This window comes from Pseudomonas sp. B21-053 (assembly GCF_026016365.1).
Lineage (GTDB): Bacteria > Pseudomonadota > Gammaproteobacteria > Pseudomonadales > Pseudomonadaceae > Aquipseudomonas > Aquipseudomonas nunensis.
Genome location: NZ_CP087205.1, coordinates 6,410,089 through 6,429,011, shown reverse-complemented (window position 1 = coordinate 6,429,011; position 18,923 = coordinate 6,410,089). Strand labels below are relative to the sequence as shown.

The 18,923-nt window shown below is 58.6% G+C and carries 20 protein-coding genes; 9 read left to right on the top strand and 11 right to left on the bottom strand.

What is annotated here, in order from left to right:
* Positions 1 to 17 precede the first annotated feature (17 nt).
* On the bottom strand, positions 18 to 1,928 hold the full coding sequence (estP, locus tag LOY68_RS28930; protein WP_265041257.1) for an esterase EstP: 1,911 nt from the start codon (positions 1,926 to 1,928) through the stop codon (positions 18 to 20).
* Positions 1,929 to 2,012: 84 nt separating this feature from the next.
* Positions 2,013 to 2,288: a hypothetical protein gene (locus LOY68_RS28925; protein ID WP_265041256.1), complete on the bottom strand. Its 276-nt coding sequence runs from the start codon at positions 2,286 to 2,288 to the stop codon at positions 2,013 to 2,015.
* Between the two features lie 47 nt (positions 2,289 to 2,335).
* On the opposite strand from LOY68_RS28925, the gene LOY68_RS28920 reads away from it, so the two are divergent.
* The 4 genes from LOY68_RS28920 to LOY68_RS28905 all read left to right on the top strand — a co-directional run bounded on the left by LOY68_RS28920 (position 2,336) and on the right by LOY68_RS28905 (position 5,662).
* Positions 2,336 to 2,929, top strand: a complete 594-nt coding sequence (locus tag LOY68_RS28920; RefSeq protein WP_007906885.1) for an aminodeoxychorismate/anthranilate synthase component II — start codon at positions 2,336 to 2,338, stop codon at positions 2,927 to 2,929.
* Positions 2,930 to 2,938: 9 nt separating this feature from the next.
* Positions 2,939 to 3,988, top strand: a complete 1,050-nt coding sequence (gene trpD, locus LOY68_RS28915) for an anthranilate phosphoribosyltransferase (protein ID WP_054044121.1) — start codon at positions 2,939 to 2,941, stop codon at positions 3,986 to 3,988.
* On the top strand, positions 3,985 to 4,821 hold the full coding sequence (gene trpC / locus LOY68_RS28910) for an indole-3-glycerol phosphate synthase TrpC (RefSeq protein ID WP_163911312.1): 837 nt from the start codon (positions 3,985 to 3,987) through the stop codon (positions 4,819 to 4,821). The genes trpD and trpC overlap by 4 nt, the downstream gene beginning before the upstream one ends.
* A 139-nt stretch (positions 4,822 to 4,960) precedes the next feature.
* Positions 4,961 to 5,662, top strand: a complete 702-nt coding sequence (locus LOY68_RS28905) for a biotin/lipoate A/B protein ligase family protein (RefSeq protein WP_265041255.1) — start codon at positions 4,961 to 4,963, stop codon at positions 5,660 to 5,662.
* Here the strand turns inward: LOY68_RS28905 and crp are convergent.
* Positions 5,659 to 6,303 (bottom strand): cAMP-activated global transcriptional regulator CRP, encoded by a 645-nt coding sequence (crp, locus tag LOY68_RS28900; RefSeq protein WP_054044118.1) that lies wholly within the window; start codon positions 6,301 to 6,303, stop codon positions 5,659 to 5,661. The two genes, LOY68_RS28905 and crp, sit on opposite strands and share 4 nt — an antisense overlap.
* Positions 6,304 to 6,551: 248 nt before the next feature.
* Between crp and LOY68_RS28895 the strand changes: the two genes are divergently transcribed.
* Both LOY68_RS28895 and speD read left to right on the top strand, forming a co-directional pair.
* Entirely contained in the window at positions 6,552 to 6,974 is a 423-nt protein-coding gene (locus LOY68_RS28895; RefSeq protein WP_007941657.1) for an OsmC family protein, read from the top strand.
* A 239-nt stretch (positions 6,975 to 7,213) separates the two neighbouring features.
* A complete protein-coding gene (gene speD / locus LOY68_RS28890) occupies positions 7,214 to 8,008 on the top strand; it encodes an adenosylmethionine decarboxylase (protein ID WP_054044117.1) in 795 nt (264 codons plus the stop codon).
* A gap of 161 nt (positions 8,009 to 8,169) precedes the next feature.
* Here the strand turns inward: speD and coq7 are convergent, their stop codons facing one another.
* The 6 genes from coq7 to hemJ form a co-directional block, all read right to left on the bottom strand.
* Positions 8,170 to 8,817 carry a 2-polyprenyl-3-methyl-6-methoxy-1,4-benzoquinone monooxygenase gene (gene coq7, locus LOY68_RS28885; protein WP_054044116.1) on the bottom strand — a complete coding sequence of 216 codons (648 nt, stop codon included), beginning with the start codon at positions 8,815 to 8,817 and terminating at the stop codon, positions 8,170 to 8,172.
* A gap of 199 nt (positions 8,818 to 9,016) precedes the next feature.
* Complete coding sequence (locus LOY68_RS28880) at positions 9,017 to 9,355, bottom strand: histidine triad nucleotide-binding protein (protein ID WP_163911318.1); 339 nt, start codon at positions 9,353 to 9,355, stop codon at positions 9,017 to 9,019.
* 81 nt (positions 9,356 to 9,436) lie between these two features.
* Positions 9,437 to 10,225, bottom strand: coding sequence for an SDR family NAD(P)-dependent oxidoreductase (locus tag LOY68_RS28875; RefSeq protein WP_054044114.1), 789 nt, complete (start codon positions 10,223 to 10,225; stop codon positions 9,437 to 9,439).
* 62 nt (positions 10,226 to 10,287) lie between these two features.
* Positions 10,288 to 11,274: a DUF805 domain-containing protein gene (locus LOY68_RS28870; protein ID WP_054044113.1), complete on the bottom strand. Its 987-nt coding sequence runs from the start codon at positions 11,272 to 11,274 to the stop codon at positions 10,288 to 10,290.
* A 92-nt stretch (positions 11,275 to 11,366) separates the two neighbouring features.
* Positions 11,367 to 12,335, bottom strand: coding sequence for an NAD(P)H-dependent flavin oxidoreductase (locus LOY68_RS28865; protein WP_265041254.1), 969 nt, complete (start codon positions 12,333 to 12,335; stop codon positions 11,367 to 11,369).
* Positions 12,336 to 12,369: 34 nt separating this feature from the next.
* Positions 12,370 to 12,798 carry a protoporphyrinogen oxidase HemJ gene (gene hemJ / locus LOY68_RS28860; protein ID WP_265041253.1) on the bottom strand — a complete coding sequence of 143 codons (429 nt, stop codon included), beginning with the start codon at positions 12,796 to 12,798 and terminating at the stop codon, positions 12,370 to 12,372.
* A 135-nt stretch (positions 12,799 to 12,933) separates the two neighbouring features.
* Here hemJ and argC point away from each other — a divergent pair, with 135 nt between their 5' ends.
* Positions 12,934 to 13,968, top strand: a complete 1,035-nt coding sequence (gene argC, locus LOY68_RS28855; RefSeq protein WP_054616809.1) for an N-acetyl-gamma-glutamyl-phosphate reductase — start codon at positions 12,934 to 12,936, stop codon at positions 13,966 to 13,968.
* A gap of 168 nt (positions 13,969 to 14,136) precedes the next feature.
* On the top strand, positions 14,137 to 14,487 hold the full coding sequence (gene erpA / locus LOY68_RS28850) for an iron-sulfur cluster insertion protein ErpA (protein WP_007947969.1): 351 nt from the start codon (positions 14,137 to 14,139) through the stop codon (positions 14,485 to 14,487).
* 92 nt (positions 14,488 to 14,579) lie between these two features.
* On the opposite strand, the gene LOY68_RS28845 is transcribed toward erpA, so the two are convergent.
* Positions 14,580 to 15,671, bottom strand: coding sequence for an anhydro-N-acetylmuramic acid kinase (locus LOY68_RS28845; protein WP_265041252.1), 1,092 nt, complete (start codon positions 15,669 to 15,671; stop codon positions 14,580 to 14,582).
* A 3-nt stretch (positions 15,672 to 15,674) separates the two neighbouring features.
* The gene (locus LOY68_RS28840) at positions 15,675 to 17,093 is read right to left on the bottom strand and encodes a peptidoglycan DD-metalloendopeptidase family protein (RefSeq protein ID WP_265041251.1); all 1,419 of its coding nucleotides are present in this window, start codon (positions 17,091 to 17,093) and stop codon (positions 15,675 to 15,677) included.
* Between the two features lie 211 nt (positions 17,094 to 17,304).
* On the opposite strand from LOY68_RS28840, the gene tyrS reads away from it, so the two are divergent.
* Positions 17,305 to 18,504 carry a tyrosine--tRNA ligase gene (gene tyrS / locus LOY68_RS28835; RefSeq protein ID WP_265041250.1) on the top strand — a complete coding sequence of 400 codons (1,200 nt, stop codon included), beginning with the start codon at positions 17,305 to 17,307 and terminating at the stop codon, positions 18,502 to 18,504.
* The last annotated feature ends 419 nt before the right edge of the window (positions 18,505 to 18,923 follow it).

Below are 18,923 nucleotides of genomic sequence, written 5' to 3'. Positions count from 1 at the left end.
TTTTTATGGCCTGCGATTTAGAAGTCCAGGCTGACCCCCACGTTCACACCTTGCTGGGTAAAGTCATCATCCTTGCGAATGTCATAACTGGCCCGCAATGCCAAATCTTTGGTGAGGTTATGACTCACGCCCAGGTTCAGGCGGTTCAGGTTGGTCTGCGGGGTGTAGCCGGCCAGGGTGTAGGTGTTGCCTGGCAGGCTGTTGAGGTTCATGGTCACGTCCTGGGTGTCGTCGTTGTACTCGCGCTCGTGGGCCAGTTCGCCAAACACCTGGGTCTGCGACGTGATCTGGTACTTGCCCTGGATCCCGAGGCCAAGACGCCGGGAGATGCGCGACTGGTCATCGAAGGTCAATGCGGTGGAGTCCGCGCCGTCTTCCGAGTACCCGTCGACTTCAACCTTGGCGAAATCAGCGCTGACGAACGGCGACAGGTGCCATGGGCTGCTCGCTTCTGGCGCGATGTCGTAACCCAAACGGCCGCTGATGGCGACCAGGTAACCATCGGTGTCGCCTTTCTCCCCGCGTTCGTTGGCCCCCAACTGGAATTTACGTTTGAGGCTGTCGTAGTCCAGATGCCCGGCAGTCACTGCCGCGTCACCCCACCAGCGGTTTTGCTGGTACTGGGCGAACGCCGTGCCCATATACGTGTTGAGTTTGTAATCGGAGTCGTTGTCGCCAGCTTCGAGTTTCTGGTTATAGAAACCTGCCGCAAGACCCACGCGCCACGCATCGTTCAACCGATAGCTGCCACCGATGTTCAGGTTGGCACCATTGCCGTCAGCACTGGCGCCGCTGCGCTGGCTGTCGAAATCCTGGTGCTGGCCGCCAGCGGCGACGATCGCCCGCCATTGACCCACGCCTTGCCAGTTTTCCCAATCCGCCAGCCACTGGTTACGCAACTCATCCTGATGCGAGCGCAACGTGCCTTGGGCCATTTGAGGCAGAAGGGTTGCTTCCCATGGCGCGGACAGCAGCGAGTAGGCGTAATCGGCAATCAGGCGTTGCCCGGCTTCGGTCGGGTGCACCGAGTCGTTGTAGATCAGCTTGCTCGGATCCGGCGTCGCACTGTTGATCCCGTAGCGGGCGTTCTCGGTGCAGCCGTTGCCGCTGAAGCAGGTGGCGCTCAGGTTCTGGTCGGCAGCCAGGCCGAATTGCGCCGGGTTGGCGAATGTCTCCTTGAGCAGCACCGGAATGTTCAGCGGGATGATGTTGGCATTGATGTCCTGCAGTTGGCTTACCAGTTCGGTGTTGAACTGCGCACTGAGCTGGGACGTGAAGGCTTGCAGCGGGGTGCCGTTGAAAGCCGGGGTGAAGCCGATGTCCGGCAGCAGCCAGACCATCACGTAGCGAGCACCGGCCTGTTGCAGGGTTTGCACGCTGTCGGCCAGGCGATCGGCGGCGGCGCTGGCCTGGGGCAGGCTGGTCACGCGACCCTGAAGGAAATCGTTACCACCGCCCGAGAGGTAATACAGCGCATTCGGGTCGGCGCGGAAGTTGTTCGACGGCAGATAGCCCGCACGGGTGCGCTCGCCAGTGGCGGAGGTACCGGTGATCGAGTCGAGAATCTGGTCGGTGCGGTAACCGCCGACCGCCCAGTTGTTGCCATCGGGCAGGCCTTCGTTGGCGCGTACCGCCGAAGACGAGGACGCTGTCTGGTCCGCCGAGTACCCCAGTTTTCCCCCAAGGATTTGCGTGGCGTTGAGCGAGCGCTCTTCACCGCTGCCGTCCAGATACACCGGGCCGGTGCGGTTGGTGAAACGTTGGGTGGCCCCTGCAGGCCCGCCGGTGTCGGCAAACGTCCCGGCATCGTTGAGGCTGTCGCCGAAGACGACGAAGTTCGTGTAAGGATTGGGCGCCGCATTCGCCTGGGCGCAGGCCATGGCGAGCAGGCAACTGGCGAGCGGTACAAACAACGTCTGTTTGATCATGTGCAAGTCCGTTTATTTATTGTTGTAGTGAACGAAACGACAGTACCAAAAACTTCCGGCCTTTTGCCATCTGTCGCGAACCCTTCATTTGTTTCGCCAGCCTTCGCGTGCGCCATATTGCACGCTCTGCCCAGCTAAGTTACTGTGCCAAGACGTATGAATGAGACCTTTCCCGTGTTGATCATCAGCAAACTCCTGGATCAAGTCATCAAGGCACACGCCCGCTGGCGTTGGCGCGCCTGAATTCTTTTGCCGGCCCCGCCGGACCTGTACCGCTTCGCCTTCTTTACCTGTTTGAAATGCCGCTTTGCTGGGTCCACTCCAGCGCCTGCCAAAGCGCAGCACACTGCGGGTATTCATTCGAAGGCAGTCTTAAAAGTCAGTGAATTCAAGAGGTTTCCATCGCCATGTTGCTGATGATCGATAACTACGACTCTTTTACCTACAACGTTGTGCAGTACCTTGGTGAGCTCGGCTCCCAGGTTAAAGTCGTGCGCAACGATGAACTCACCATTGCCGAAATCGAAGCGCTCAACCCTGAGCGCATCGTTGTGTCCCCCGGTCCTTGCACGCCGACCGAAGCCGGCATCTCCATCGAAGCGATCAAGCACTTTGCCGGCAAGCTGCCGATCCTAGGCGTCTGCCTCGGCCACCAGTCCATCGGCCAGGCCTTCGGCGGTGATGTGGTGCGCGCCCGTCAAGTCATGCACGGTAAGACTAGCCCGGTATTCCACGAGGACAAGGGTGTTTTCGAAGGTCTGAACCGGCCGTTGACGGTCACTCGCTACCACTCGCTGATCGTCAAGCGCGAAACCCTGCCTGACTGCCTGGAGCTGACTGCCTGGACCCAGCTCGAAGACGGCTCGGTCGATGAAATCATGGGCCTGCGCCACAAGACGCTGAACATCGAGGGTGTGCAATTTCACCCTGAATCGATCCTCACCGAGCAGGGCCATGAGCTGTTCGCCAACTTCCTCAAACAAACCGGCGGCACGCGCTAAGGACTTTTCATGAACATCAAGACAGCCCTGGGCCGTATCGTCGATCACCTCGACCTCAGCACCGATGAAATGCGCGATGTGATGCGCGAAATCATGACCGGGCAATGCTCGGACGCGCAGATCGGCGCGTTCATGATGGCCATGCGCATGAAGAGCGAAAGCATCGACGAAATCGTCGGCGCGGTGTCGGTCATGCGCGAGCTGGCGGACAAGGTCGAACTCAAGACCCTCGACGGCGTCGTCGATGTGGTCGGCACCGGCGGTGACGGTGCGAACATTTTCAACGTTTCCACCGCCTCTTCCTTCGTGGTCGCGGCGGCGGGTTGCACCGTGGCCAAGCACGGTAACCGTGCAGTCTCGGGCAAGAGCGGCAGTGCCGACTTGCTGGAGGCGGCCGGGATCTACCTGAACCTGACGCCGGTCCAGGTCGCGCGCTGCATCGATAACGTCGGCATCGGTTTCATGTTCGCCCAGACTCACCACAGCGCCATGAAATACGCTGCCGGCCCGCGCAAGGACCTTGGCCTGCGCACCCTGTTCAACATGCTCGGCCCGCTTACGAATCCGGCCGGCGTGAAACATCAGGTGGTGGGCGTATTCACCCCGGCGTTGTGCCGGCCATTGGCCGAAGTCTTGCAGCGTCTGGGCAGCAAGCATGTGCTGGTGGTGCACTCGAAGGACGGTCTGGACGAATTCAGCCTGGCCGCGCCGACGTTTGTCGCGGAACTGAAGAATGACCAGATCACCGAGTATTGGGTCGAGCCGGAAGACCTGGGCATGAAGAGCCAGAGCCTGCACGGTCTGGCGGTCGACAGCCCGGCCGCTTCCCTCGAACTGATTCGTGATGCCCTGGGCAAGCGCAAAACCGAGAACGGCCAGAAAGCCGCCGAGATGATTGTGCTCAATGCCGGTGCCGCACTGTATGCCGCTGACCACGCAACAAGTTTGAAAGAGGGCGTTGCCCTGGCGCACGACGCGCTGCACACCGGCCTCGCTCGGGAGAAACTCGAGGAGCTGGGTGCGTTTACCGCGGTATTTCGAGTGGAGAATGAGGGATGAGTGTACCGACGGTTCTGGAAAACATTCTGGCCCGCAAGGTCCAGGAAGTTGCCGAGCGTAGCGCCCGTGTCAGTCTGGCCGAGCTGGAAAGCCTGGCCAAGGCCGCCGATGCTCCCCGTGGTTTTGCCAAGGCACTGATCGCCCAGGCCAAGCTCAAGCAGCCGGCGGTGATTGCCGAAATCAAGAAAGCCTCGCCAAGCAAAGGCGTGATCCGCGAGAACTTCGTTCCTGCCGACATCGCCAAAAGCTACGAGAAGGGCGGCGCCACGTGCCTCTCGGTGCTCACCGATATCGACTACTTCCAGGGTGCCGATGCGTACCTGCAACAGGCTCGTGCGGCGTGCAAACTGCCGGTGATCCGCAAGGATTTCATGATCGATCCGTACCAGATCGTTGAAGCCCGTGCCTTGGGCGCGGACTGCGTGCTGTTGATCGTTTCCGCTTTGGACGACGTGAAAATGGCTGAACTGGCGGCCGTCGCAAAAAGCGTCGGCCTCGATGTGCTGGTGGAAGTCCACGACGGCAACGAACTGGAGCGGGCCTTGAAAACCCTCGACACGCCATTGGTCGGCGTGAATAACCGCAACCTGCACACCTTCGACGTCAATCTGGAAACTACTCTCGACCTGTTGCCGCGCATTCCGCGTGATCGTCTGGTGATTACCGAGAGCGGTATTTTCAACCGCGCCGATGTCGAACTGATGGAAATCAGCGACGTGTACGCCTTCCTGGTTGGCGAAGCGTTCATGCGCGCCGAAAGCCCTGGCACTGAACTGCAGCGTTTGTTCTTCCCTGAGCGTGGTTCGGCGGTGAGTGGTTCGACACTCGACTGAGTGCTGACCGACCAACCGAGGTGCGCCCTTCGCAAGCAAGCCCGCTCCCACATTTGGAATGCGTTCCCCTGTGGGAGCGGGCTTGCTCGCGAAGGGGCACTCAAAAGTCCCAAAGATTTTATGTCTTGCGGAGTAGCTCATGTTCCAGCCGACCATTCTGACCACCGAAGCCGGCCTGCTCGCCGAACAGGATCTGCTGGCCTCCGTCTGCACCGGCAGCTCAGAATTCAGCCTGCTGTTCTGGCAACCCAATGACCGCGCACTGGTCATGCCGCGCCGCTTGAATCGTCTGCCACAATTCGAATCTGCCTGCGAAGTCTCCGCCGCCGCTGGCTGGCCAGTCCTGCTGCGCGAAACCGGCGGCGAACCCGTCCCGCAATCGTCTGCAACCATCAACATCGCCTTGGTCTACGCACCACCGCGCAGCGAAGGTGATCAAAACCGCATCGAAACTGCCTACCGAAGACTCTGCGATCCGATTTGTCAGCTACTTGATGAGTTGGGCGGCACTTCGTCATTGGGCGAAGTCGAAGGCGCATTCTGCGATGGACGTTTCAACGTCAATCTCGACGGTCGCAAGATGGTCGGCACCGCCCAGCGCTGGCGCCAAAGCAAGGGCGGGACACGTCCGGTCGGGCTGGTGCACGGGGCGTTGCTGCTGGATAACGAACGGGAGTCGATGGTCGCGGCGGTCAACCGCTTCAATGAGGCGTGCGGCCTGGAACAGCGGGTTCGCGCCGAAAGCCACACCGCCCTGCATGAAAAATTTGCCGCGCCGGATGCACTGGAGCGTCTCGACGCACTGTATCGCCAGTTGCTGGCGGGAATGTACGAGGCTTAACGCGTGCCGAAGACCACCATGGTCTTGCCTTTGACATCCACCAGGTTGCGTTCCTCAAGGTCCTTGAGCACGCGACCGACCATCTCCCGGGAACACCCGACAATCCGCCCGATTTCCTGACGGGTCACCTTGATCTGCATGCCGTCCGGGTGGGTCATGGCGTCTGGCTGTTTGCACAATTCCAACAGGCAACGGGCGACGCGACCGGTGACATCAAAGAACGCCAGGTCACCGACCTTGCGCGTGGTGTTACGCAGGCGCTGTGCGATTTGTCCGCTGAGCACGTAAAGAATGTCTGGATCTTGCTGGGACAGTTCGCGGAACTTCGCGTAGCTGATTTCCGCAACCTCGCATTCGACCTTCGCGCGTACCCAGGCACTGCGTTCCTGTTCCAGGCCGGCCTGTTCAAACAAGCCAAGCTCACCGAAGAAGTCCCCTGCGTTCAGGTAGGAGATGATCATCTCGCGGCCGTCATCGTCCTCGATCAGGATGGTGACCGAGCCCTTGATGATGAAGAACAACGTGTCCGAGCGATCGCCGGCACAGATGATATTGCTCTTGGCCGCATAACGACGGCGCTGACAATGCATCAATAGCTTGTCGAGGTTCTTGATTTTGGGTGTGGGGGTAATAGCAACCATGGTTGTATCCCGAAAAGACTGCACGGTGTTTTTGATTGTTTTAGGAGCGGGTGAAGCCTGCGATTTTTTCATTCGCTTGATGGCTGGCTATGCGCCAGCGAATTGGCGCCAGCTTAACAGACACATTCCTACAAGATTCGAGAATTTACCTACAGCACAGGGACACTCCTCCCAGGAAGGTGAAACGCTGTCATAGCGGGGCCCTGTGCTAAGCTGGCGACCCTTTTTTAGACAGTGGAGTCTTGGCGATGAAGGCACGCATCCAATGGGCTGGCGAAGCCATGTTCCTCGGTGAATCCGGCAGCGGTCATGTCGTGGTCATGGACGGTCCGCCGGACGCCGGTGGTCGTAACCTGGGTGTACGCCCGATGGAAATGCTCCTGCTGGGTGTCGGCGGCTGCAGCAATTTCGATGTGGTCAGCATCCTCAAGAAGTCCCGTCAGGCCGTCGAAAGCTGTGAAGCCTTCCTCGAAGCCGAGCGCGCGACCGAAGATCCAAAGGTTTTCACCAAGATCCACATGCATTTCGTGGTCAAGGGCCGCGGGCTGAAAGAAGCCCAGGTCAAACGCGCCATTGAACTGTCTGCCGAGAAGTATTGCTCGGCCTCGATCATGCTCGGCGCCGCTGGCGTCGCTATTACGCATGACTACGAGATCATCGAACTCGGTTGAATCGACATTCAACTATCATAAAAGCAGTGCAGACTCTGGCGATCCATAGCTGACGTCTGCATAATGCGCCACTTTTTTCAGGGTCGTGGCCCGTCACCCGACAGGCCCCGCACCCGAACAGACAACCAAAATCGCCATCGCGAAGAGGTGTTAACCGTCCTACGCAGCTGCGTTGTTCGCATCTGACGGGCATGCTTGATCACGCGGCCCGGGCCGCAATACATAGAGAGTTTTTAACGGTGAAAAGCAAACTCAAGCTCCACGGGTTCAATAACCTGACAAAGACCTTGAGCTTCAACATCTATGACATCTGCTACGCGGAAACCCCGCAAGACCAGCAGGCTTACGTCGAGTACATCAATGAAGAGTACAACGCGAAGCGCCTGACGCAGATCCTCACAGAAGTTGTCGATATCATTGGTGCCAACATCCTGAACATCGCCAGTCAGGACTATGATCCACAAGGCGCCAGCGTCACGATTCTGATCTCTGAAGAGCCGGTAACCCCGACCGACAGCCAGATCGAAGAGTCGCCGGGCCCGTTGCCCGAGATTATCCTGGCCCACCTCGACAAGAGCCACATCACGGTGCACACCTATCCGGAAATCCATCCGGTGGACGGTATCGCGACGTTCCGTGTGGACATTGACGTGTCGACGTGTGGTGTCATTTCACCGCTTAAAGCGCTCAACTTCCTGATTCACCAGTTCGATTCGGACATCGTGACCGTGGATTATCGCGTGCGCGGTTTCACCCGTGACGTTGAAGGCAAAAAGCACTTCATCGACCACGAGATCAACTCGATCCAGAACTACCTCTCCGAAGACACCCGCGACAGTTACCAGATGACTGACGTGAACGTGTACCAGGAAAACCTGTTCCACACCAAAATGCTGCTGAAGAACTTCGAACTGGACGACTACCTGTTCGGCGACGCCACCAACAGCCTGTCCACTGAGCAACGCGCCCAGGTGACCGACCGTGTGAAACACGAAATGCTGGAAATCTTCTACGCGCGCAACATGCCGACCTAAGATTTTCGGGTACAAAAAAGGCGACTACCTCACGGCAGTCGCCTTTTTTATGGGTCTCGCAGAGCCCCCGTAGGAGCAAGGCTTGCCCGCGAAAGCGGTCGCTCATTCAACAATGATGTCGACTGACACTCCGCTTTCGCGAGCAAGCCCGCTCCCACAGGTCAGATCCGATAAGTACTCTTGGTCATCACCTTGGCCAGCAAACTCATCCCGAACTTCACCGGTGCCGGAAAGCGGAACCCACCAGCCTCCAGCGCACTTTCCGCATGATGTTCTTCATCAATGCGCATCTGTTCAAGAATCGCCCGGGACTTTTCGTCCTCGGCCGGCAGTTGCTCAAGGTGTTCGTTCAGGTGTTTGCAGACCTGATGCTCGGTGGCGGCAACAAATCCCAGGCTGACCTTATCGCTGATCAACCCGGCTACGGCGCCAATCCCGAACGACATGCCATAAAACAGCGGATTCAGGATGCTGGTGTGGCTGCCCAACTGATGGATGCGTTGTTCGCACCACACCAGATGATCGATTTCTTCTTCAGCGGCATGTTCCATGGCCGCGCGCACTTGCGGCAGCTTGGCGGTCAGGGCCTGACCCTGATACAGCGCCTGGGCGCAGACTTCGCCGGTATGGTTGATGCGCATCAGGCCGGCAACGTGCCGGGTGTCTTCGTCGCTCATTTGCGTTTCCGGCTGCACGATAGCCGGCGACGGACGGTACGGCTGGCCACTGAAAGGCAGCAGGGTACGCATCGCGGCATCGGCTTGCAGCAGAAGACGGTCAATCGGCGAGTAGTGACGTTGGGTAGTCATGCTGACCTCCGGAGGAATCTCGGCGGCCAGTTTAACCGAATCGGCCGGGGAAGGTTTGCGCTGGGTCATTTCAGGCGAGGCCGCCACCGAACCTGTAGGAGCGAGGCTTGCCCGCGAATGGGGTCAACGCGGTCATTCAGATAGACCGCGTTATCGTTCTTCGCGGGCAAGCCTTGCTCCTGCATGGCTGGGCGGTGAATCAGCCCGGCGGCCAGGTCATCTGGCGCTGACCCAGCACGTGCATATGAATGTGGTAGACAGTCTGCCCACCTTCTTCATTGCAGTTCATGACAACGCGAAAACCTTTTTCGCAACCCAGTTCCAGCGCCAGACGTTGGGCGGTGAACAGAATATGCCCGGCCAGCGTCTTGTCGTCCTCGGTCAGGTCGTTGAGGGTGCGCACCGGTTTCTTCGGGATTACCAGAAAATGCACCGGTGCCTGTGGGGCGATGTCGTGGAAGGCCAGTACCTGGTCGTCCTCGTAAATGATCTTGGCCGGGATTTCCCGGTTGATGATCTTGGTGAACAGAGTATCCACAGCTGTTTTCTCCGTTGTTTGGGCTGGCCTGAGTGTACCCATGGGGTAAACCCGAGCCCAGCCATTTACCTTTAAGGTCTGTTAGCGCGGGCAGTAGGCCTTGTTGACCATACCGGCGATTGTCCGGGTCAGCCACCGCGAGCCAAGTCGCGGCAGGAAGGCGAACCATCGATTCAACCTTCCGGGAATAATGATCGCGCGGTTTTTCGCCAGGGCCCGCACGGTGTACAACGCGACTTCTTCCGGGCTCATCAGCAGCCTGCTGTCGGTGACCTTTGCCGTGTCCAGTTGCGCCGTATGGAAAAACCCCGTGCGCGTCGGGCCGGGGCAGAGCACCGATACCTTTACCGCACATTTCTTCAGCTCGACGCGCAGGCCTTCGGAAAAATGCAGCACATAAGCCTTGCTCGCGTAGTAAGTGCTCATCCACGGGCCGGGGTGAAATGCCGCCACCGAGGCCACGTTCAAAATCTGACCGCCGCCCTGCAAGGCCATGCTGTTACCGATGGCGTGGCACAGGCGGGTGAGGGCCAGGATGTTTACCTCGATCAGGTCTTGCTCGGTCATCCAGTCCTGGGCCAGGAACGGGCCGCACGTACCGATGCCGGCGCAGTTGACCAGCAAGTCGATCTGCCGGTCGCCTTCCTCCAGTTCCAGCAGAAACCCGGACAGCCTTAGCGGCTCGCCCAGGTCGCAGGCGCGGAATAACACCTCAACGCCAAAACGTTGAGTCAGTTCAATCGCAATACTTTCCAGCTGATCACGTTGTCGGGCCACCAGAATCAAGCTGTGGCCGCGCCGGGCCAGCGCTTCGGCCATCGCCAGGCCGATGCCGCTGGAAGCGCCAGTGATCAGAGCGTAACGGGTCATGCAGTTCTCCATCGCAACAGCTCCGCGCCAGCGACGCAGGTGTCACGGGCGGGGAGCGCTGTTCATTCTTTCGCAGAGTCTACAGGGGGCTGGGCTTCTTCGGCTGCATCCGCTGCATCGTCGGCTGCATTTGGTGCTTGTTCAGCCTCGTCCGCCGGTTCGACTTCCACTTCGTCGGTGGTCACCGAGCCGCTGTCATAGCTGGTTTCGGCCGCGCTTTCATACTCTTGCTGGATAGCGGTGATGCCGCCGGCCAGTGCGCCGATGAAGATGAGTGCAATAAATACCACCCAGAGCCAGGCCAGCACTTTGACCGCCGTACTGTTCGGCGGGGGCGGTGCGCCGTACTGATTGGCGGTGGGGTTACCCGGAACCACCATGATCACGAACGGAAAGAAGCTACCCACGAACGGCACAAGGTTCAGGAGCCATAGCCATCCGGACCAACCGCAGTCATGCAGACGCTGGACGCTGAACTGAATACTGACAAACCCCAGTGCCACAAAAAGAATAAAGGCCACCAGACCGCCGAGAATCAGGCCGGCGGTCGAGTCCGCGCCGATGAGCGCGAGGCCGAATAGTGCCAGCACCGAACCCACGGCCAACGTCACCAGGGTCAGGGCCATGGTCCAGGCCAGGAATCGCAAGCGCCCGATACGACCTTCGAAGCTGAACGGCTTGAGAGTGGCGAACGCTGGCAAGGCTTCACCGACGGTTGCCCGTGGCGGGGCATACGGCGACTCAGGGTCTGCCGATACTGTCTGGTAACTGGTGGGGACATGTTCGTGAACGTCGGACAGGTTCAGCTCGATCGACGGCTCGGCTTCGATTCGGGCATCGATGCCGGTTTTCGTCAGCGCCTGGAGATAGGATTGTGCGTCGAGCTGTGACAGGTCGCGTTTGAGCGCAACAGTGCGGCCACTGAATAGCCGTTCAATGGCGGCGACGTCGCTTTTAAACAGTTCAGCGAGGTTGAGTTTGGCGGTGGTGACGTCGACGCCTGGCAGCAGAGCGCCGTCGAAGACGATCTTGAAACGGTTTTCGCTCATGTCCGAGGCATCCTTGTCGCGCAGGTTTGGAAAGGGGTTGTTGCGGTCGAGCAGTGTAAGGCCAGCCGGAAGTGGCTGGCCAAGCTTTACAGTCAGCGCGGCCAGCGTTTAGGTAACTGTGCCGCCAGTTCCAGCGCCTTGCGGTACTCCGCATCCAGCCGGGCGACCAGCTGATCGACACTGGGCAAGTCATCGATTTCGCCAACGCCTTGCCCGGCAGACCACACGGTTTTCCAGGCCTTGGCTTCATCGCTTATAGGCTTGAGTTTGGAGCCGAAGTTCACTTCGCCTTTACCCTGGAGTGCCGCCATGTCGAAACCGGCCGCTTCCAGGCTCTGGCGCATGAAACTCGCCGGTACGCCCGACACCGCTGGAGTATGCACGATGTCTGCTGCTCTGGAAGTCAGGAGCATCTCCTTGTAGGCGTCAGGCGCATGACTTTCAGTCGTGCCGATAAATCGCGTACCGAAGTAGGCCAAATCCGCGCCGAGCAATTGCGCGGCGAGAATCTCGTGGCCGTGGTTCAGGCAGCCGGCCAGCAACAGGGTCTTGTCGAAGAACTGGCGGATCTCGGCGATCAACGAGAACGGGCTCCAGGTTCCGGCATGTCCACCGGCACCGGCGGCCACGGCGATCAAACCGTCCACGCCCGCTTCGGCGGCTTTCTCGGCATGACGACGCGTCGTCACGTCGTGAAACACCAGACCGCCATAGCTGTGCACCGCATCGACCACTTCTTTTACCGCGCCGAGGCTGGTGATCACGATCGGCACTTTGTGCTCGATACAGATCGCAAGGTCGGCCTGCAGTCGTGGATTGGTGTTGTGAACGATCAGGTTCACCGCGTAAGGCGCCGGGTTCTCCAGCGTCGCGAGGCCTGCTTCGATCTCTTCCAGCCACGCCTTGAAGCCGCTGCTTTCGCGTTGGTTCAAGGCAGGAAAGCTGCCGACTACGCCATTTCGGCAGCAGGCCAGCACCAATTGAGGATTGGAAATCAGGAACATCGGCGCGGCTACTACCGGCAGACGCAAGCGTTGTTCGAGCAGAGCGGGCAGCGACATTGGAAGTACCCCGGTTAGTTGCGGCTTATTGAGTTTAGAACGGTCGAACCACGACCAGAATTACGATTGCCAGCAATATCAGAACCGGCACTTCATTGAACCAGCGATAAAAGACATGGCTGCGGGTGTTTTCGCCACGGGCAAAACGTTTTACCTGGGCGCCGCACATGTGGTGGTAGCCGATGAGGATCACGACGAGGGTCAACTTGGCGTGAATCCACGCGCCCTGGCTGAAGATGCTGGGGTTGAGGTAGATCAGTGCGATACCGAAGAACAGGGTGGCGATCATCGCCGGGCCCATGATGCCCCGGTACAACTTGCGCTCCATGATGCTGAAGCGTTCCTTGCTGACGGTGTCTTCGCTTTGCGCGTGATAAACGAACAGGCGCGGCAGATAAAACAGGCCGGCAAACCAGCAGACCATGCTGACGATATGAAGCGCTTTGAGCCACAGATAAAGCATTTTTAGTTATTCCCAGGTTCACGGTAGCGGGAATAGTAGAGGCTAGAAGCTCCGCACGTCACCTTGACGGTTGTCGCAGGCGCGCGCGGCCCCTATTATCGACGGCTTTCCAGTGGGTTCGTTGAGGGCAGGTTTATGGTCAAGGTCGGTATCGTCGGCGGCACGGGTTACACCGGTGTCGAACTGCTGCGTCTGTTGGCACAGCATCCGCAAGCTGAAGTGGTAGTGATCACTTCCCGATCCGAGGCCGGTCTGGCCGTGGCTGACATGTACCCGAACCTGCGAGGCCACTACGACGGCCTGGCGTTCAGCGTTCCGGACATCAAGACCCTGGGCGCCTGCGACGTGGTGTTCTTCGCCACGCCTCACGGTGTTGCTCACGCCCTGGCCGGTGAACTGCTGGCCGCCGGGACCAAGGTCATCGACCTGTCGGCAGACTTCCGTCTGCAAGATGCCGATGAGTGGGCCAAGTGGTACGGCCAGCCGCACGGTGCGCCGGAGTTACTGGAAGAGGCAGTCTACGGTTTGCCGGAAGTCAATCGCGAGCAAATCAAGCAAGCGCGCCTGATCGCCGTGCCGGGTTGCTATCCAACCGCCACGCAATTGGGTTTCCTGCCATTGCTCGAAGCGGGCCTGGCGGACACTTCCCGTCTGATCGCTGACTGCAAATCCGGTGTCAGCGGTGCCGGTCGTGGTGCTGCGGTAGGTTCGCTGTACTCCGAGACGTCGGAAAGCATGAAGGCTTACGCCGTCAAAGGGCACCGTCACCTGCCGGAAATTCGCCAGGGCCTGCGTCGCGCCTCGGGCAAGGACGTCGGCCTGACCTTCGTTCCGCACCTGACCCCGATGATTCGCGGCATCCACTCGACGTTGTACGCGACTGTCGTCGATCGCTCGGTGGATCTGCAGGCGCTGTTTGAAAAGCGTTATGCCAACGAACCGTTCGTCGATGTGATGCCGGCTGGCAGCCATCCAGAAACCCGCAGCGTGCGCGGTGCCAACGTTTGCCGTATCGCCGTGCATCGTCCACAGGATGGTGACCTGGTGGTGGTGTTGTCGGTGATCGATAACCTGGTCAAAGGTGCGTCGGGCCAAGCGGTGCAGAACATGAACATCCTGTTCGGTCTGGATGAGCGCTTGGGCCTGTCCCACGCGGGCATGCTGCCGTAAGGCTTTATCCCGTTCGGCAAAAAGGCCCTTCTAAAGGGCCTTTTTGCATTCTGGTCTGACAATTGGATCGATTGATATACCGTAACAATAGTTGACCAATTTTCTAGGAGAAGCGGATAATGCCCGACATCACGCATTATGGCGGCGTAACGCCGGGAGATAGTTAGCATGAGCGTCGAATCCTTCACCCCCACGGCTTTGCAATTCACCCACGGTGCCGCGCACAAGGTGAAGAGCCTGGTCGATGAAGAGGGGAATGATCGCTTGAAGCTGCGCGTATTCGTTACGGGCGGTGGTTGTTCAGGTTTCCAGTACGGCTTCACCTTCGATGAAGAAGTGGCCGATGACGACACCATCGTCGAGCGCGAAGGTGTGAGTCTGGTGGTCGATCCGATGAGCTTCCAATACCTGGCAGGTGCCGAGGTGGATTATCAGGAAGGTCTGGAAGGCTCGCGTTTCGTGATCAAGAATCCGAATGCCAGCACGACTTGTGGCTGCGGTTCCTCGTTCTCGATCTGATCCGCGTCACCGAATTACAAAGCGCCGCAGGGCTTCACAGTCCTGCGGCGTTTTGCTGTCCGGGATTCATCGGGATAGGTCAGTCGGGGTTGTCAGGCGGGGTAGATGGCGCCAAGTACGCGCAAGCCGCGGGCGCCGGTGACGCTCGGACGATTGGCGGCGATGCCTTCCAGGCAGCAATGGGCCAGCCAGGCGAAAGCCATCGCTTCGACCCAATCCGGGTCTACGCCGTAAGTTGCGGTGCTGCTGACCTTGGCGTTGGGTAACAAACTGGCCAAACGGGCCATTAGCGTAGCGTTATGCGCGCCGCCCCCGCAGACCAGCAGTTCTCGGGTATCTGCCTGGGCACTTTGCAGTGACTCGACGATGGTCAGGGCGGTCAGTTCGAGCAGGGTCGCTTGTACATCTTCAGTAGCGAAGGTGGGCAAGTGCGACAGATGCTGCATCAGCCAAGGCAGGTTGAACACTTCGCGGCCGGTGCTCTTCGGGCCTTTGGTCACGAAGAAGGGATCGCTGAGTAACTCGCTCAACAAGGCAGGTTCGACGTTGCCGCTGGCTGCCCATTGGCCGTCGCGATCAAAATTGTCGCCTCGCTGCTGGTGAATCCAGGCATCCAGCAACACATTCCCCGGGCCACAGTCGAAACCGGCGACCGGTTTGCCAGGCTCGATCAGGCTGAGGTTGCTGAAACCACCGACGTTCAGTACCGCGCGATTGCCTGGTCGTTCTTCAAACAAGGCTTCGTGGAAGGCTGGAACCAGTGGTGCGCCCTGTCCGCCGGCGGCGACGTCACGGCTGCGAAAGTCGCTGACCACGGTGATGCCCGTCAGCTCGGTCAGCAGGGCAGGGTTGCCGATTTGCACCGTGAAACCGCGCGCCGGTTCGTGGCGAATGGTCTGGCCGTGGCTGCCAATCGCGCGAATGTCTTCGGGTTTCAGATGTTGTTGATCGAGGAGGGTGTGAATGCCCTGTGCGGCCAGTTTCACCCAGTTTTGCTGGGCGATGGCGGAGCGGGCAATCTCATCCGGGCCGCTGGCGCACAAGCCAAGCAGCTCGGCGCGCAGGGATTCCGGCATGGGGATGTAGTGCGTGGCGATCAGCCTGATCGCCGAGGCTTGCTCGATCAGCGCGATGTCCAGGCCGTCGAGGCTGGTCCCGGACATCACACCTATATAGAGCGCCATGGCTTAGCGTTTGCTCGAAGCCAGCATGGTGGCCTTCTCTTGATCCATCCGCGCCATCAGCGGCTGACTTTGCGCAAGGAAGCGTGAGCGCTCGGCCTTGGCGATCGGATCAGCCATTGGCAGCTTCTGGCCCAGTGGGTCAACGTGGACGCCATTAACCTGGAACTCATAGTGCAAATGCGGGCCGGTGGACAGGCCAGTAGTGCCGATATAACCAATCACCTGGCCTTGCTTGACGCTGCCGCCGGTCTGCACGCCTTTGGCGAAGCCCTGCATGTGGCCATACAGCGTACGGTAGGTATTGCCGTGCTGGATGATGATGGTGTTGCCGTAACCGCCACGACGCCCGGCCAGCAATACTTTGCCGTCACCGGTGGCCTTGATCGGCGTGCCGCGAGGGGCTGCGTAATCGACGCCTTTGTGGGCGCGGATCTTGTTAAGGATCGGGTGCTTGCGGCCCATGGAGAACTTCGAGCTGATGCGGGCGAAGTCTACCGGGGTGCGGATGAACGCCTTGCGCATGCTGTTGCCGTCAGCCGTGTAATAGCTGCTGTTGCCTTGTTTGTTGGTGTAACGCACGGCGGTGTAGGTCTTGCCGCGGTTGGTGAAGCGTGCGGAAAGGATCGGACCGGTGCCGACAGCCTTGCCGTTGACGACTTTCTGTTCGTAGATCACGTCGAATTCGTCACCCTGGCGAATATCCTGGGCGAAGTCGACGTCGTAGCCAAACACGCTGGCCATATCCATGGTCAGGCTGTGAGACAGGCCGGCGCGAGCGGCGGACTGCGACAGCGAGCTGTTGATCACGCCATGAACGTAGGCGGAGCGCACGGTCGGTTTGGCGGTAACGCGGTTGAACACATAACCCTTGTCATTCTTGGTCAGGGTGATGGTTTCGAGGTCGCTGACCTTGCTGTGCAGGTTGGTCAGTTGGCCTTCAGGGGTCAGTTCGAATTCAAGTTTTTGGCCATGTTTGAGCTGGCTGAATTGCTTGGCCTGCTTGTCGCTGGCCAGGACTTCATGCACGGAGGCGGCGGGAAGGCCGACCTTTTCAAACAGAGTCGAAAGGGTGTCGCCTTTGCCGACGATCACTTCTTTATGATTCGGTGCTTTCTTTGCTTCGACCACTGGCTCAGGCGCGGCCTGGGCTGTTTGCTTGGTGTCTTCGGCGCTGTCTTCGATCTGCGCGAAAGGAGAAGCTGCTGGCTCATTTGTGGCTTGGACGGCTTCGGCAGCGTCTTGATCTTGTGTCAGTTGTTCAGCAGGACTTTCCAGTTCAAGGCTCAGGGTCGTCTTTTTGGCTTCAACATCACTGGAAGGGAATACCAGGAGCGCCAGGCTGAGAAGGGCGGCGATTCCACTTGCGGCAAGCAGGTGGGTCTTCGGGTAAAGCGGGGGCGCTTTAGACGGTTCTGTGGTCATAGGTAATTTTTGACTTTGAAAAGATGAATTGGAAAAGATGAATGACATGATGAAGATGAAATAACTGTATAAAATATAACCAAATCATCTCTGAAGCAAGCCTGCGGATGCTCTGTCCGTGGATTGGCGTGCGTGCGCCGGGCAAAACTTGTATTTGGTGCGCGATCTTGTATGGTTGGTTCCCTTTGAATCTGAGCCTTGCGGGTCTGTTATGAAGTCGGTTGAAGAGCAGCTAGCGCTGATTAAACGTGGTGCGGAAGAACTGTTGGTCGAGTCCGAGCTGATCGAAAAGCTCAAGCGTGGCCAACCGCTGCGTATTAAGGCGGGCTTTGATCCGACTGCGCCGGATTTGCACTTGGGTCACACGGTGCTTATTAATAAGCTGCGCCAGTTCCAAGAGCTGGGCCACCAGGTGATCTTCCTTATAGGTGACTTCACCGGGATGATCGGTGATCCGAGTGGCAAGAGTGCTACTCGTCCTCCGCTGACCCGCGAGCAGGTTCTCGAGAATGCCGAGACCTACAAGACTCAAGTCTTCAAGATTCTGGATCCTGCCAAAACCGAGGTGGCGTTCAACTCCACCTGGATGGATCAGATGGGGCCGGCTGACTTCATTCGCCTGACCTCGCAATACACCGTGGCTCGCATGCTCGAGCGCGACGATTTCGATAAGCGCTACACGACCAATCAACCCATCGCCATTCATGAGTTCCTCTATCCGCTGGTCCAGGGTTATGACTCGGTTGCCTTGCGCGCGGATGTCGAGTTGGGTGGGACCGATCAGAAGTTCAACCTGCTGATGGGGCGTGAGTTGCAGCGTGGTTATGGCCAGGAGCCGCAGTGCATTCTGACCATGCCGTTGCTTGAAGGCCTGGATGGCGTGAAGAAGATGTCCAAATCGTTGGGCAACTACGTCGGTATCCAGGAAGCGCCGGGTGTGATGTACAGCAAGCTGGTTTCCATTCCCGATGCGCTGATGTGGCGTTATTTCGAGCTGCTCAGCTTCCGCTCCATGGATGAGATCGATGCATTCCGGGCTGATGTCGAGGCGGGTGCCAATCCGCGGGATATCAAGATCAAGCTGGCCGAAGAGGTCGTTGCGCGTTTTCATGGTGAAGAGGCTGCGGCCAATGCCCATCGTGCGGCGGGTAATCGCATGAAGGAAGGCGAGCTGCCGGATGATCTGCCAGAGATCGAGTTGACGGCTGCCGAAGATATGCCGATCGCCGCTGTCCTTAATAAGGCTGGCCTGGTGAAGAACTCGGCTGTGGCGCGTGATCTTCTGAATTCCGGTGGTGTGCGTATAGATGGTGAGGTTGTCGACCGCACCTTTATATACGTACTGGGTGCGACCCATGTTTGCCAGGCCGGAAAGAAGGCATTTGCGCGTATTACGCTCAAATCCGAATAAACCTGAAATCAGGGGTTGACGGCAGATTCTGGAAGTCTATAATTCGCCCCACTTCCGGCGCAGTCGAAACGGAAAACTCCTTGGTAAACAAAGAGTTACGCAGGTTTCGGCAGTGAGTTGCTTCAGTTCATCGAGGCACGAAAGGAGTTGAAAAAGAGGTGTTGACAGCAGCGAGTAACGCTGTAGAATTCGCCTCCCGCTAACGAGAGATCGAAAGCGCAAGTGGTTGAAGTTACAAAGGAAACTTTGAAAACTTCTTAAAATAACCGCTTGACAGTAACTGGCGCTGCTGTAGAATGCGCGCCTCGGTTGAGACGAAAGAATCAACCCACCGCTCTTTAACAACTGAATCAAGCAATTCGTGTGGGTGCTTGTGGAGTCAGACTGATAGTCAACAAGATTATCAGCATCACAAGTTA

What these genes read in the sequence shown, in the direction of transcription:
- estP (WP_265041257.1), bottom strand. Translation starts at nt 1,928, where the DNA reads ATGATCAAACAGACGTTGTTTGTACCGCTCGCCAGTTGCCTGCTCGCC.
- LOY68_RS28925 (WP_265041256.1), bottom strand. Translation starts at nt 2,288, where the DNA reads ATGAATACCCGCAGTGTGCTGCGCTTTGGCAGGCGCTGGAGTGGACCC.
- LOY68_RS28920 (WP_007906885.1), top strand. Translation starts at nt 2,336, where the DNA reads ATGTTGCTGATGATCGATAACTACGACTCTTTTACCTACAACGTTGTG.
- trpD (WP_054044121.1), top strand. Translation starts at nt 2,939, where the DNA reads ATGAACATCAAGACAGCCCTGGGCCGTATCGTCGATCACCTCGACCTC.
- trpC (WP_163911312.1), top strand. Translation starts at nt 3,985, where the DNA reads ATGAGTGTACCGACGGTTCTGGAAAACATTCTGGCCCGCAAGGTCCAG.
- LOY68_RS28905 (WP_265041255.1), top strand. Translation starts at nt 4,961, where the DNA reads ATGTTCCAGCCGACCATTCTGACCACCGAAGCCGGCCTGCTCGCCGAA.
- crp (WP_054044118.1), bottom strand. Translation starts at nt 6,303, where the DNA reads ATGGTTGCTATTACCCCCACACCCAAAATCAAGAACCTCGACAAGCTA.
- LOY68_RS28895 (WP_007941657.1), top strand. Translation starts at nt 6,552, where the DNA reads ATGAAGGCACGCATCCAATGGGCTGGCGAAGCCATGTTCCTCGGTGAA.
- coq7 (WP_054044116.1), bottom strand. Translation starts at nt 8,817, where the DNA reads ATGACTACCCAACGTCACTACTCGCCGATTGACCGTCTTCTGCTGCAA.
- LOY68_RS28875 (WP_054044114.1), bottom strand. Translation starts at nt 10,225, where the DNA reads ATGACCCGTTACGCTCTGATCACTGGCGCTTCCAGCGGCATCGGCCTG.
- LOY68_RS28870 (WP_054044113.1), bottom strand. Translation starts at nt 11,274, where the DNA reads ATGAGCGAAAACCGTTTCAAGATCGTCTTCGACGGCGCTCTGCTGCCA.
- LOY68_RS28865 (WP_265041254.1), bottom strand. Translation starts at nt 12,335, where the DNA reads ATGTCGCTGCCCGCTCTGCTCGAACAACGCTTGCGTCTGCCGGTAGTA.
- hemJ (WP_265041253.1), bottom strand. Translation starts at nt 12,798, where the DNA reads ATGCTTTATCTGTGGCTCAAAGCGCTTCATATCGTCAGCATGGTCTGC.
- argC (WP_054616809.1), top strand. Translation starts at nt 12,934, where the DNA reads ATGGTCAAGGTCGGTATCGTCGGCGGCACGGGTTACACCGGTGTCGAA.
- erpA (WP_007947969.1), top strand. Translation starts at nt 14,137, where the DNA reads ATGAGCGTCGAATCCTTCACCCCCACGGCTTTGCAATTCACCCACGGT.
- LOY68_RS28845 (WP_265041252.1), bottom strand. Translation starts at nt 15,671, where the DNA reads ATGGCGCTCTATATAGGTGTGATGTCCGGGACCAGCCTCGACGGCCTG.
- LOY68_RS28840 (WP_265041251.1), bottom strand. Translation starts at nt 17,093, where the DNA reads ATGACCACAGAACCGTCTAAAGCGCCCCCGCTTTACCCGAAGACCCAC.
- tyrS (WP_265041250.1), top strand. Translation starts at nt 17,305, where the DNA reads ATGAAGTCGGTTGAAGAGCAGCTAGCGCTGATTAAACGTGGTGCGGAA.